Origin of the sequence: Streptomyces sp. KL116D, from assembly GCF_030766975.1 — a bacterium.
In the GTDB taxonomy this organism is placed as follows: Bacteria; Actinomycetota; Actinomycetes; order Streptomycetales; family Streptomycetaceae; genus Streptomyces; species Streptomyces longispororuber_A.
On the sequence record NZ_JASERH010000136.1, the window covers coordinates 758,850 to 771,625 of the forward strand.

Genomic DNA, 12,776 nt, shown 5'->3' on the forward strand with positions numbered 1-12,776 from the left:
TCTGTCCTTCGCGGGGATGAACGCGGCCGGAACGCCGGGTGGGTCACAGCAGCCCGACGGCGGTGTCGACCGCCCCGGCGACGTCGCCGTCCACCGGGTACAGCAGCGAGCGCCCGACCACCAGGCCCTGCACGGTGGGCAGTTGCAGCGCGCCGCGCCACTTCTCGTACGCGGCGTCCTGGTCGCCGTCCTTGATGTCGCCGCCGAGCAGCACGGCGGGCAGCGTCGAGGTCTCCATGACGCGGGCCATGGCGTCCGGGTCGTCGGTGACCGGGACCTTCAGCCAGGTGTACGCGGAGGTGCCGCCGAGGCCGGAGGCGATGGCGATGGACCGGACGACGGCCTCCGCGCTGAGGTCGTTGCGCAGCAGGCCGGTCGCGGGCTCGCGGCGGGACAGGAACGGTTCGACGAAGACCGGCAGCCGGTGCCGGGCCATCGCGTCGACGGCACGGGCGGCGGCCTCCATCGTGCGCAGCGAGCCCGCGTCCTCGTGGTCGATCCGCAGCAGCAGCTTCCCGGCGTCGAAACCGAGCCGGTCCAGGTCCTCCGCCCGGTACCCGGTGAACCGGTCGTCCATCTCGAAGGAGGCGCCCGCGAGTCCGCCCCGGTTCATCGACCCGATGACGATCTTGTCGTCCAGCGCGCCGAGCAGCAGCAGGTCGTCCAGTACGTCGGCGGAGGCGAGCACGCCGTCGACCCCGGGCCGCGACAGCGCGAGGCACAGCCGCCCGAGCAGGTCCCCCCGGTCGGCCATGGCGAACGCCCGCTCCCCGGCACCGAGGGCGCCGCGGGCCGGGTGGTCGGCGGCGATGATCATCAACCGGGAGCCGGCCCCGGGCAACAACTCCCGCCGCCCCCGCCGAGCGGCGGCCTCCGCCACGGCCCCGGGCCACTCGGCCCGCACCCGAGCGATCCCCCGCACATCAACCCCACCGGCCCCGAGCAAACCCAACTCCCCCACCGCCAACTCCCCCGCCGCCTTGGGCAATCTGCCGCCTGGGGCGGCAGGGTGGGCAAGGCGGCCCCCCGGTGCCGCGTCACTTTCCGGACGACGTCCCGACGGACCAGACACCCCGAGACGCCGGGACGCCCCCACCCCCACGACCCGCCCAGCCGCCAGCGCCGCCTCCACCTCCCCCGGCACCGGCATGGCCGAAGAGCACTCCAACCGGGACGCCACGATCGCCCCGGCCGCGTTCGCGTACCGCATCACCCGCTCGAGCCCCCACCCCTCCACCAGCCCCCGGCACAGCGCCCCACCGAACGCGTCCCCCGCCCCCAGCCCGTTGAGCACGTCGACGGGCAGCGGCGGCACCTCCACCGCCTCCCCGCCGGCCGTCATCGCCAGCACGCCCTTCGGCCCCTGCTTGACCACCGCGAGCTCGAGACCGAACCCGAGCAACGCCCGTGCCGCCCGCCCCGGTTCCCGCTCCCCCGTGGCGATCTCGACCTCGTCCACGTTCCCGACGGCCACCGTCGCGTGCCGCAACGCCTCCTGGTAGTACGGCCGCGCCGCCCCGGGCTCCCCCCAGAACATCGGCCGCCAGTCCAGGTCGAACACCGTGGCCCCACCGGCCCCGGCCCGGTGCGCGAGAGCGGTCAGCGTCGCGCTCCTGCTGGGCTCGGCGCTCAGCCCCGTACCGGTCATCCAGAAGATCCGGGCGGCCCGGACCGCGTCGAGGTCCAGCTCACCGGGCGCGATCTCCAGGTCCGGCGCCTTGGGCTGCCGGTAGAAGTACAGCGGGAAGTCGTCCGGCGGAAAGATCTCGCAGAAGGTGACCGGCGTGGGCAGCCCGTCGACCGGCGTCACCCAGCGGTCGTCGACCCCGAACTCCCGCAGCCTGTCGTGCAGATACGCACCGAAGGGATCCCGCCCGGTCCGGGTGATCGTCGCCGTGCGCAGTCCGAGCCGCGCCGCCGCGACGGCGACGTTCGTCGAGGACCCGCCGAGGAACTTCCCGAACGTGTCCACGTCCCCGAGCGTCCGGCCCGCCTGCAACGGATACAGGTCCACCCCGATCCGCCCCATCGTGATCAGGTCGAACGTGCTGCCTGACTCGGTACGGGGCTCGCTGCGGGCCATGGAGGGTCCCTTCGACGGCGTCGTCTCCTGCCAGATCTAGCCCCGGCCGCACCTCCCTGTCAACATTTTGTCCTGACATTCGGACCACGCCTTGACACCCCTCTCCGGAGGCCCCAAGGCTGGTCCCATGACGATCCCGACGACCCCGGTGACGACTCAGGCATCACGGTCACGGCGCATCCGCATCGGCTCGGCCCCCGACTCCTGGGGCGTCTGGTTCCCCGACGACCCGCAGCAGGTGCCCTGGCGGCGGTTCCTCGACGAGGTCGCCGAGGCCGGCTACGAATGGATCGAGCTGGGCCCGTACGGGTACCTGCCGACCGATCCGCGGGTCCTCGCGGAGGAGACGGGGCGGCGCGGGCTCCAGGTCTCCGCCGGCACCGTCTTCACCGGCCTGCACCACGGCCCGGCCGTCTGGGACCGCACGTGGGAGCACGTGGCGTCGATCGCCGCCCTGACCCGGGACATGGGCGCCCGCCACCTCGTCGTCATCCCGTCCTTCTGGCGCGACGACAAGACGGGCGAGGTCCTGGAGGACGCCACGCTCACCGGCGAGCAGTGGGGCCATCTCGCCACGGGCACCGAGCGGCTGGCCCGCGAGGTGGGCGACCGGTACGGGCTGGAGGTCGTCGTCCACCCGCACGCCGACACCCACATCGACACGGAGGAGAACGTCGCCCGCTTCCTCGACGCGACCGACCCCGGGCTGGTGTCGCTCTGCCTGGACACGGGCCACTACGCGTACTGCGGCGGCGACAGCGTCAAGCTCATCGAGACGTACGGGGAGCGCATCGGGTACCTGCACCTGAAGCAGGTCGACCCGGTGGTGCTCGCCGACGTCCGGGACCGCGGCACGCCCTTCGGGCCGGCCGTCGCGCAGGGCGTGATGTGTGAACCGCCGCGCGGCGTACCGGAGTTGGAGCCCGTGCTCGCGGCGGCCGAGCGGCTCGGCGTCGATCTCTTCGCGATCGTCGAGCAGGACATGTACCCGTGCGATCCGGACCGGCCGCTACCGGTCGCGCGCCGTACGCGGGGCTATCTCCGGTCGTGCGGCGTGTAGCAGTATCGGCGGATGAGTTCTCGTGCCACGGGTACCGCACGGCCCGCCGTCCGCCCCGCCCGGAGCCCGGACGGGACCTGGGAGACGGCGGCCGGGCGCCCGCACCCGCGGCTGCGCCCCGGCGTCATCGGGTACCGCGGCTTCCGGCTCGCCTTCCCCGGACCGCGCGCCCGGCTCGAGGCGCCGATCGGCGCGGTGACGCTGATGCTCGCCTTCCAGGGCGCGGTGCGCATCACGGAGGCGACCGGCGGCTGGGTGGGCGTCGGCCGGCACGGCGGCGTCCGTCCGTCCGGGCTGCGCACGAGCGAACTCCCCTGCGTCCTCTCGGCGCTGTCCACCACCCCGGTCCTCGGCGAGCACGACGGCCACCTCGGGGGCGTGGAGGTCCTGCTGACCCCGTGGGCCGCGTTCAACCTGCTCGGCACGCCCCTGCACGAGCTGTCCAACCGGCGGGTGCACCCGGACGAGCTGGGAGCGCTCCCGCGCGCCGCAGTCGCCGAACTCTCGAACTCTCTGGGCGAGTTGACGTCATGGCGGGCCCGGTTCCGGCACCTGGACGAGACCCTCACCCGCTGGCTCGACTCGGGGCCGCGCTGCGCGACCGGCACGGTGCGCGCCTGGTACGCGCTCACGCACAGCGGCGGGGCGGTCCCGGTGGGGCTGCTCGCCGATCAGGTCGGCTGGAGCGTACGGCACTTGGAGAACCGCTTCCGCGAGCAGATCGGGCTCAGCCCGAAGGCGGCGGCCCGGGTCCTGCGGCTCCAGCGCGCCCGGCGGCTGCTCTGCGCGGGCAGCACCCAGGCGGAGACCGCCGCCGCCTGCGGCTACTACGACCAGGCGCACCTGAGCGGCGAGTTCAAGGCGATGACGGGGTGCACCCCGCGCGAGTTCGCCCTCGCCCGGGGGCTGCGGACGGACCCGGAAGGACCACCGGCCACGGACCGGCTGGCCGGGGAGGCGACGAGCCTGGTCCTGCGCCGTGACCACCGCCCCGGAAGTGCGCATTTCTCCAAGACCGGCGGTAACCACTGAGGCACTCTTGTCCCTTCGGGCCAACGGGCCGGGGGGAAGCGGGGAGCGGTGGGCCGGGCCTGGCGCAGCAGGTTCGGCCCACCACGCTTGTCCACTCCCGCGCCGGTGCATGCGCCGTCAACGCGCCCTCTTTGCATCATTCACGTCACAAACGCCCCCTTCCTGTCACACATGTCAGGCATACGCGGGTTCTGCGTCACAGGGGACACACAGGCCCTCCCTTCACCTCGGTGCACGTCGTTCTCCGGGCACAGGGTGAGTGATCGCCGACGGCCACCCCCGAGCCGCCGCGACACCCGCCAGGGAGGAGCCACCGATGACCGACCGCAGGCTCTGGTCGTACAAGGACATCGCCGCGCACATCCGGGTCCAGCCCGACACGGTCCGCTCGTACCGCAAGCACGGGCTGCTGCCGCCGCCGGACCACGTCGAGTCAGGGAAGCCGTACTGGTACGCCGACACGGTCAGAGCCTGGGTGGCCTCCCGGCCGGGGAACCGGGGCCGCCGGGACTGACCGTCGGCCTTCGCCGGGCCGCGGCCTCCGGGCTCAATCGCCGCGGGGGCCCGCATGCGGTTCCACCACCGTCACCCCCGCCCCCGGCGCCTCGCCCATCGCGGCGAGCGCCCGGGGCGCCGCGGCCAGCGGGATCGTCGAGGTCACCAGGAGGTCGGGCCGCAGCACCCCGGCGCCGACCAGTTCCAGCATCCCCGGATAGGTGTGCGCGGCCATCCCGTGGCTGCCGATCAGCTCCAGCTCGTACGCCACCGCCCGCCCCATCGGCACCACGGGATCCTCCGGCAGCAGCCCCACCTGCACGTGCCGGCCCCGCCTGCGCAGCCCGCGCAGCGAGGCCGCGCAGGTCGCGGCGGAGCCCAGCGCGTCGAGGGACAGGTGCGCGCCCCCGCCGGTCGACTCCCGTACGGCTTCGGCGACATCACCGGCGGCCCGCGCGTCCACGCAGGCGGCGGCGCCGAACGTCCTGGCCAGGTCGAGCGCGCCGGGCGCCACGTCCACGGCCACCACCCGCGCCCCGGCCGCCGCCGCGATCATCACGGCCGAGAGCCCTACCCCGCCGCAGCCGTGCACGGCCACCCACTCGCCGGCCGCGACCCGCCCCTGCTGCACCACGGCCCGGTAGGCCGTCGCGAACCGGCAGCCGAGGCCGGCCGCCGTGCCGAAGGCCATCCCCTCCGGCACGGCCACCAGGTTCACGTCCGCGTGGTCGAGGGCCACGTACTCCGCGAACGAGCCCCAGTGCGTGAAGCCGGGCTGGGTCTGCCGCTCGCACACCTGCTGGTCCCCGGCCGCGCATGCGGCGCAGCTCCCGCACGCGCAGACGAACGGCACCGTGACCCGGTCGCCGGCCCGCCAGCCGCGCACGTCGGGGCCCACCTCCGCGACCACACCGGCCAGTTCGTGACCGGGTACGTGCGGCAGCACGATGTCGGGGTCGTGGCCCATCCAGCCGTGCCAGTCGCTGCGGCACACCCCGGTCGCCTCGACCCGCACGACGACCCCGTGCGGCGCGGGCACCGGATCCGGCACCTCCCGGACCTCGGCCGGCTCCCCGAACCGCTCGAACACGACTGCCCGCATGCCCCGCCCCTTCCGTGCTCCGTCGTCCGGCACCCGAACGCCGATGATCCACGGCCCCACGCTAAGGCCCGCCGTCAAGCCCCCTCACCACGACTCGGCGCCCGTGACCGGCCCCTTCGGCAGGGCCCGCTCCCCCTTGCCGGCCCGCAGTTTCAGGCCGATGAGCGGGAAGACGAGGACGGACAGCATCCCGGCGCCGACCAGCGCCGCCGCCTCGTCGGTGCGCAGCACCCCGGCCTTGACGCCGATCGTGGTGATGGCGACGACCAGCGGCAGCGCCGTGGAGGAGAAGAGGGTGAGCGCCCTCCGGTCGCCCGGCCCCAGGTCACGCGGGGCGAGCGCGTACACGGGCCCGCCGCGCACCACCAGGAACAGGGCCAGGAACACCGGCAGCAGCACCAGCGCCCGGCCGCCATCGAGGAGCGCGTCCAGGTCGAACTCGATCCCGGTGACGACGAAGAAGATCGGCACCAGGAAGCCGAAGCCCATGGCCTCCACCTTGGCGACGACCTCGTGCGCGCTCTCGGGGGCGGCGCCGTGCAGCACGAGCCGTACGACCATCCCGGCGGCGAAGGCGCCGAGCAGCATGTCCACCCCGAGCGCCGTGGAGGCGCCGAGCATCACGGCGAGCAGCAGCACCACGAGCCGCACCGCGAACTGGCCGCTGCTGTGCAGGGTCTTGGCGATGACCTGGGAGAACCACGGCGGCCGCGGCCGCATCGCCCAGAACACGGCGCCCGCGATGATCAGGGCGAACGCGGCGAGCAGCGCCGCCGACTCGATCGGCGAGCGTCCGCTGAGCAGCAGCGCCATGGCGACGATCGGCCCGAACTCGCCCACGGACCCGAACGCCATCATCACGGACCCGAACCGCGAGTGCAGGTCGCCCGAGTCGCGGAGCACCGGCAGCACGGTGCCCAGGGCGGTGCTGATGAGGGCGGTCCCGAGGTAGACCCCCTTGGTGTACGACCACCCGGCCAGCGCACTGGCGAGCAGCAGTCCGAACGCCAGCGAGATCACCCAGGCCCGCAGGGCGCGCTTGAGGGTGTCGCCGCGGACCTTGTCGAACTCGATCTCGTACCCGGCGAGGAAGATCAGCATCGCGAGCCCCAGCTCGGACAGCGCGTCGATGGTCTGCCCGCCGTGCGCCCAGCCGAGGACGTCGGGCCCCACGACGATCCCCAGCAGGATCTCGAAGATCACCAGCGGTACGGGCAGCCAGCGGCCCACTCCGTAGGCCAGAAGGGGTGCGAGCACCGCGATGGCCATGATCAGGATCAGAACCCCGTACTGCGACATACCGGGTTCCTACCATAAACTTCGGGCAAATCACCCAAACCCACTGTCAGTTAGTCCGCACCGAGGGAGCCGCCGTGACGCACCCCCAGCCCCCAGGAGCACCCCGGGCCCGCATCCCCCAGCAGCCCCCGCCGCCGGGACCGCAGATCCGGCCTGGCCTCTGGAAGCGGTGCCTGTGGGGCGGCCTGGCCCTGTGGATCCTGACGGCGATCGTCACCTACGCCACCAAGAACACCACCCTGCTCCCCACCCTCATCATGCTCGGCAGCTTCCTCGTGCCGGCCACCTTCGTGCTGTGGGCGTACGAGCGGCACGGCCGCGACCTGGGCGTGAACCTGATCCTGGGCTGCTTCCTGATCGGCGGCATCCTCGGCGTGCTCGGCGCCTCGGTGATGGAGTACTACCTCGTCCACCCCTCGGTGTGGATGTTCGTCGGCGTCGGCCTGATCGAGGAGGCCGTCAAGCTGCTCGCCCTGATGTACGTGCTGCACCGGCACCCCCGCGTCCACGGCCTGCGCGCCGGTCTCGTCCTGGGCGCCACGGTCGGCTTCGGCTTCGCGGCCTTCGAGAGCGCGGGCTACGCGTTCAACGCGGCGGTCACCATGAAGGGCATCGACCTGCGCTCCCTCCTGGAGACGGAGGTGCTGCGCGGTCTGCTCGCCCCGTTCGGGCACGGCCTGTGGACGGCGATCGCCGGCGCCGTCCTGCTCTCCTTCCGCAGGCCCAACGGCCGCTTCCGGTTCACCGGCCCCGTGGCCCTCACCTATCTCGGCGTCTCCCTGCTGCACGCCCTGTGGGACTCGATGCACGGCATCGCGATCTGGCTGGTCGCCCGCGTCACCGGCACCGGCCTGGACCGCCAGCTCTTCGCGCAGGGCTACATGCCCGAGCCGACCGACACCCAGCAGCACCTCTTCACCCTCTTCTCGGTGGGCGGTCTGGTGCTGGTGTCGCTGGCCGGGCTGGCCTGGGTGCGCTCCCTGGCCCGTCGCGACCCCTCTTGGAAAAATACCCCCTAGGGGTATAGAGTCGAGTGCGTCAGGAGATGCCGGGGGTACCCGGCAGCCCCGCACGGCCATTCACTAGGAGAACGACATGAGCGCCCAGACCGAGCTCCCCCAGATCGGCGAAGAGTCGGCCGGTTCCTGCTGCGGCGGTGCCTGCCACACGGACGCCGCGGCCCCCGCCGCCGAAGGCGCCGTCACCACCGTCTACCAGGTGAAGGGCATGACCTGCGGCCACTGCGAGGGCGCCGTGTCGAGCGAGATCTCCGAGCTCGCCGGCGTCTCCTCCGTCAAGGCGGTCGCCTCCACCGGTCAGGTCACCGTGATCTCCGAGTCCGCGCTCGACGAGGAGGCGGTCCGCGCCGCCGTCGACGAGGCCGGTTACGAGCTCGTCGGCACGGCCTGAGCCCGGGCGGGCGACGGACGGGCGGAGGGGGCCGGGCACAGCACCGGCCCCCTCCGCCGTAGGCTCGACGGCACCATGACGGACGCACCACCACCCGCTCCCACCGCCGAGATCGACCTCACGATCGGCGGCATGACCTGCGCCTCCTGCTCGTCCCGCATCGAGCGGAAGCTCAACCGCATCGAGGGCGTCACCGCGACGGTCAACCTCGCGACGGAGCGCGCGACGGTCTCGTACGGCCGGGACATCGATCCCGACGTCCTCGTGGGGACGATCACCCGGCTCGGCTACACGGCCGAGGTGCGCCCCGCCAGGGGCGCGGAGACCCGCGCGAGCGACCACGACGAACCCGCGGGCGACGAGGCGTCGGACGCCCCCGCGGCGCAGGACGCCGAAGCACCGTCGGCCCGTCGCCTGACGGTCTCGGCGGTCCTCACCGCCCCGGTGATCGCCCTCTCCATGATCCCGGCGCTCCACTTCGCCGGATGGCAGTGGCTCACCCTCGTCCTGGCCACCCCCGTGGTCGTCTGGGGCGGCCTCCCGTTCCACCGCGCCGCCTGGACGAACGCCCGGCACGCCGCGGCCACCATGGACACCCTCGTCTCGCTGGGCACCCTCGCCGCGTACGGCTGGTCCCTGTACGCGCTGGTGTCCGGCACGGACGCCCTCTACCTGGAAGTCGCCTCGGGCGTCGTCACGTTCATCCTCCTCGGCCGCCACCTGGAGGGCCGGGCCAGGCGCAGCGCGGGCGCCGCGCTGCGCGCCCTGCTCGAACTCGGCGCGAAGGACGTGGCCCTGCTCGGCCCGGACGGCGCCGAGACGCGCGTCCCCGCCGACCGGCTGAAGCCGGGCGACCGCTTCGTCGTCCGCCCCGGGGAGAAGATCGCGACCGACGGTCTGGTCGTCGACGGCGCCGCCGCCGTCGACGCGTCACTGCTCACCGGCGAGGCGGTCCCGGTCGACGTGACCGTCGGGGACACCGTCACCGGCGCGACCGTCAACGCGGGCGGGCGGCTGGTCGTCGAGGCCACCCGGGTCGGCGCCGACACCCAGCTCGCCCGGATGGCCCGGCTCGTCGAGGACGCCCAGACCGGCAAGGCCCAGGTGCAGCGCCTGGCCGACCGGGTGTCGGCGGTGTTCGTCCCGGTCGTGATCGTCATCGCGCTCGCCACCCTGCTCGGCCGGCAGCTGGCCACCGGCGACACCACGGCGGCGTTCACCGCGGCCGTGGCCGTCCTGATCATCGCCTGCCCCTGCGCGCTGGGGCTCGCCACGCCCACCGCCCTGCTGGTCGGCACCGGCCGCGGCGCCCAGCTCGGCATCCTCATCAAGGGCCCCGAGGCGCTGGAGTCGACGCGTACGGTCGACACGGTCGTCCTGGACAAGACGGGCACCGTGACGACGGGCCGGATGACGCTGGCCGCCGCCCACCCCGCGCACGGCGTCGACGAGAAGGACCTGCTGCGCATCGCGGGCGCCGTGGAGCACGCCTCCGAGCACCCGGTCGCCCGCGCCGTCGCGGCGGGCGCGGCCGAGCGCGCGGGCACCCTGCCGCCGGCCGGCGCCTTCACCAACGTCCCCGGTCTCGGCGTGCGCGGCGCCGTCGAGGGCCACACCGTCCTCGTCGGGCGCGAGCGGCTCCTGGCCGACGCCGGGATCGCCCTGCCGCCCGCCCTGACCGAGGTGCTGCGGTCCGCCGAGAGCACCGGGGCCACGGCCGTCGCGGTCGCCTGGGACGGGGCGGCGCGCGGCGTCCTGACCGTGACCGACGCGCTCAAGGAGACCAGCGCCGAGGCCGTGGCAGAGCTGCGCGCCCTGGGTCTCGCCCCGGTCCTGCTCACCGGCGACAACCGGGCCTCGGCCGAGGCGGTCGCGCACGCGGTCGGCATCGGCCCGGACGACGTGATCGCCGAGGTCCTGCCGCAGGACAAGGTCGACGTGATCCGGCGGCTGCGGGCCGAGGGCCGCACCGTGGCGATGGTCGGCGACGGGGTCAACGACGCCGCCGCCCTGGCCACCGCCGACCTGGGCCTGGCCATGGGCACCGGCGCGGACGCGGCGATCGAGGCGGGCGACCTCACCCTCGTCCGCGGTGACCTGCGGGTCGCGGCCGACGCGATCCGGCTCTCCCGCCGCACCCTCGCCACGATCAAGGGCAACCTCTGCTGGGCCTTCGGCTACAACGTCGCCGCCCTGCCGCTGGCGGCCGCGGGCCTTCTGAACCCGATGATCGCGGGCGCGGCCATGGCCTTCTCGTCGGTCTTCGTCGTGACGAACAGCCTGCGGCTACGAAGGTTCACCTAGACACGTCTGGACCTCCACACAATCCACACGGCACAATTGCATCATCCTCACGAGGGGGCTCGTATCTACATATCGGGCCTCTTGTGTACGCACGGGACATATGCAAGAGACGCAGATCACATTGATGAGAACGTAACCCTTTGCAGGTCTCGTGAGTCTAAGGAGGCGATGCAGGAACGTCTTGGGGGGCGTTTCCGTATCAACCGGGCCCGTCTTGGGGGACGGACCCGACTGCGTTGGCCGGGGCACGTGCACCGGGGAGCTTGAGCGGCCCACCCGTACGTACGTGTTCCGGCGGCCGACGCGGACACCGAGACACCCGGCCGGATCCCGTGGGGGGAATCCGTCACCGGGAAAAGGAAAGCGCCCCGACTGTCGGCCCGTGGGGGGACCGACAGCGGGGCGCTTTCTGCTCCGCCTACAGGGGCGCGGGGAACTGCGCACCCAGCCCCCACCGGCGGTCAGGCGGCGTACGGCCACGGGGCTCCGCCCCGGACCCCGCTCCTCAATCGCCGGAGGGGCTTGATTCTGCTTCTGCTCAGCGCTGCTCTACGGGGACGAAGTCCCGCTCGACGACGCCCGTGTAGATCTGGCGCGGGCGGCCGATGCGCGAACCCGGCTCCTTGATCATCTCGTGCCACTGGGCGATCCAGCCCGGCAGACGACCCAGCGCGAAGAGCACCGTGAACATCTCGGTCGGGAAGCCCATGGCCCGGTAGATCAGGCCGGTGTAGAAGTCGACGTTCGGGTAGAGCTTGCGCTCGACGAAGTAGTCGTCGGCCAGCGCGTGCTCTTCCAGCTTCAGCGCGATGTCCAGCAGTTCGTCGCTCTTGCCGAGCGCCGAGAGGACGTCGTGCGCCGCCGCCTTGATGATCTTCGCCCGGGGGTCGAAGTTCTTGTAGACGCGGTGCCCGAAGCCCATGAGCTTCACGCCGTCTTCCTTGTTCTTCACCTTGCGGATGAAGGTGTCGACGTCGCCGCCGGAGGCCTGGATGCCTTCCAGCATCTCCAGGACCGACTGGTTGGCGCCGCCGTGCAGCGGACCCCAGAGGGCCGAGATGCCCGCGGAGATCGACGCGAACATGTTGGCCTGCGAGGAGCCGACCAGACGCACGGTGGACGTCGAACAGTTCTGCTCGTGGTCCGCGTGCAGGATGAGCAGCTTGTCCAGCGCGGAGACGACGACCGGGTCCAGCTCGTACTCGGCGGCCGGCACGGAGAACGTCATGCGCAGGAAGTTCTCGACGTAGCCGAGGTCGTTGCGCGGGTAGACCACCGGGTGGCCCTGCGACTTCTTGTACGCGTACGCCGCGATCGTCGGAAGCTTGGCGAGCAGGCGGATCGTCGAAAGGTTGCGCTGCTGCTCGTCGAACGGGTTGTGGCTGTCCTGGTAGAAGGTGGACAGCGCCGAGACCACCGACGACAGCATGGCCATCGGGTGGGCGTCGCGCGGGAACCCGTCGTAGAACCGCTTGACGTCCTCGTGCAGCAGCGTGTGCTGCGTGATGTCGTTCTTGAAAGTGGCGAGCTCGTCCACGGTGGGAAGCTCGCCGTTGATCAGCAGGTAGGCCACCTCGGTGAAGGTGGAACGCTCGGCCAGCTGCTCGATCGGGTAGCCGCGGTACCGGAGGATGCCCTGCTCACCGTCGAGGTAGGTGATGGCGGATTTATAGGCGGCGGTGTTGCCGTATCCGCTGTCGAGGGTCACCAGTCCGGTCTGGGCCCGGAGCTTCCCGATGTCGAAGCCCTTGTCGCCGACGGTGCTGTCGATCACCGGGTAGGTGTACTCGCCATCGCCGTACCGCAGTACTACAGAGTTGTCGCTCACGTCATCCCTCACCGACGTAGTGCCTCTTCTTCGAGGTGCCCTGACTGTCTCTACCATCCCCCACTTGGCCCAGCAGAGTGCACTCGGGGTCGACCATTGGGCCTATTGGCGGCACTCAGTGCCGTCTAACCTGCTCATCCTGCCCCCTTCGCCCTGGTTCCGG

10 protein-coding genes and 1 pseudogene are annotated in these 12,776 nt (G+C 72.5%); 6 read left to right on the forward strand and 5 right to left on the reverse strand.

The window, feature by feature from the left end; genetic code table 11:
* Positions 1-43 precede the first annotated feature (43 nt).
* Together RBJ77_RS52080 and iolC are read right to left on the reverse strand one after the other, a co-directional pair.
* Entirely contained in the window at positions 44-817 is a 774-nt protein-coding gene (locus RBJ77_RS52080; protein ID WP_372351567.1) for a deoxyribose-phosphate aldolase, read from the reverse strand.
* Between the two features lie 282 nt (positions 818-1,099).
* A pseudogene (gene iolC / locus RBJ77_RS52085) lies at positions 1,100-2,083 on the reverse strand (5-dehydro-2-deoxygluconokinase); the annotation flags it as partial.
* Positions 2,084-2,210: 127 nt separating this feature from the next.
* Between iolC and RBJ77_RS52090 the strand changes: the two are divergent.
* The 3 genes from RBJ77_RS52090 (at position 2,211) to RBJ77_RS52100 (ending at position 4,689) form a co-directional block, all read left to right on the forward strand.
* Positions 2,211-3,143, forward strand: a complete 933-nt coding sequence (locus RBJ77_RS52090; RefSeq protein WP_372351374.1) for a sugar phosphate isomerase/epimerase family protein — start codon at positions 2,211-2,213, stop codon at positions 3,141-3,143.
* 12 nt (positions 3,144-3,155) lie between these two features.
* Positions 3,156-4,175 (forward strand): helix-turn-helix domain-containing protein, encoded by a 1,020-nt coding sequence (locus RBJ77_RS52095; RefSeq protein WP_372351375.1) that lies wholly within the window; start codon positions 3,156-3,158, stop codon positions 4,173-4,175.
* A 316-nt stretch (positions 4,176-4,491) separates the two neighbouring features.
* Positions 4,492-4,689, forward strand: coding sequence for an AlpA family transcriptional regulator (locus tag RBJ77_RS52100; RefSeq protein ID WP_255983130.1), 198 nt, complete (start codon positions 4,492-4,494; stop codon positions 4,687-4,689).
* 33 nt (positions 4,690-4,722) lie between these two features.
* Here RBJ77_RS52100 and RBJ77_RS52105 read toward each other — a convergent pair whose 3' ends face one another.
* Both RBJ77_RS52105 and RBJ77_RS52110 read right to left on the reverse strand, forming a co-directional pair.
* Positions 4,723-5,772 (reverse strand): alcohol dehydrogenase catalytic domain-containing protein, encoded by a 1,050-nt coding sequence (locus tag RBJ77_RS52105; RefSeq protein ID WP_372351376.1) that lies wholly within the window; start codon positions 5,770-5,772, stop codon positions 4,723-4,725.
* A gap of 84 nt (positions 5,773-5,856) precedes the next feature.
* Positions 5,857-7,071: a cation:proton antiporter gene (locus RBJ77_RS52110; protein ID WP_372351377.1), complete on the reverse strand. Its 1,215-nt coding sequence runs from the start codon at positions 7,069-7,071 to the stop codon at positions 5,857-5,859.
* A gap of 74 nt (positions 7,072-7,145) precedes the next feature.
* Here RBJ77_RS52110 and RBJ77_RS52115 point away from each other — a divergent pair, with 74 nt between their 5' ends.
* From RBJ77_RS52115 to RBJ77_RS52125, 3 genes are all read left to right on the forward strand, one after another.
* Entirely contained in the window at positions 7,146-8,090 is a 945-nt protein-coding gene (locus RBJ77_RS52115; RefSeq protein ID WP_372351378.1) for a PrsW family intramembrane metalloprotease, read from the forward strand.
* A gap of 76 nt (positions 8,091-8,166) precedes the next feature.
* Positions 8,167-8,481 carry a heavy-metal-associated domain-containing protein gene (locus tag RBJ77_RS52120; RefSeq protein ID WP_372351379.1) on the forward strand — a complete coding sequence of 105 codons (315 nt, stop codon included), beginning with the start codon at positions 8,167-8,169 and terminating at the stop codon, positions 8,479-8,481.
* A gap of 75 nt (positions 8,482-8,556) precedes the next feature.
* On the forward strand, positions 8,557-10,785 hold the full coding sequence (locus RBJ77_RS52125; RefSeq protein ID WP_372351380.1) for a heavy metal translocating P-type ATPase: 2,229 nt from the start codon (positions 8,557-8,559) through the stop codon (positions 10,783-10,785).
* A gap of 538 nt (positions 10,786-11,323) precedes the next feature.
* Here RBJ77_RS52125 and RBJ77_RS52130 read toward each other — a convergent pair.
* Positions 11,324-12,613, reverse strand: coding sequence for a citrate synthase (locus RBJ77_RS52130; RefSeq protein ID WP_255975087.1), 1,290 nt, complete (start codon positions 12,611-12,613; stop codon positions 11,324-11,326).
* Between the last annotated feature and the right edge of the window lie 163 nt (positions 12,614-12,776).

Bases quoted from the DNA above. Each gene is read 5' to 3' on its own strand.
- RBJ77_RS52090 (WP_372351374.1), top strand. From the start codon at position 2,211: ATGACGATCCCGACGACCCCGGTGACGACTCAGGCATCACGGTCACGG.
- RBJ77_RS52100 (WP_255983130.1), top strand. From the start codon at position 4,492: ATGACCGACCGCAGGCTCTGGTCGTACAAGGACATCGCCGCGCACATC.
- RBJ77_RS52095 (WP_372351375.1), top strand. From the start codon at position 3,156: ATGAGTTCTCGTGCCACGGGTACCGCACGGCCCGCCGTCCGCCCCGCC.
- RBJ77_RS52120 (WP_372351379.1), top strand. From the start codon at position 8,167: ATGAGCGCCCAGACCGAGCTCCCCCAGATCGGCGAAGAGTCGGCCGGT.
- RBJ77_RS52110 (WP_372351377.1), bottom strand. From the start codon at position 7,071: ATGTCGCAGTACGGGGTTCTGATCCTGATCATGGCCATCGCGGTGCTC.
- RBJ77_RS52125 (WP_372351380.1), top strand. From the start codon at position 8,557: ATGACGGACGCACCACCACCCGCTCCCACCGCCGAGATCGACCTCACG.
- RBJ77_RS52080 (WP_372351567.1), bottom strand. From the start codon at position 817: ATGATCATCGCCGCCGACCACCCGGCCCGCGGCGCCCTCGGTGCCGGG.
- RBJ77_RS52105 (WP_372351376.1), bottom strand. From the start codon at position 5,772: ATGCGGGCAGTCGTGTTCGAGCGGTTCGGGGAGCCGGCCGAGGTCCGG.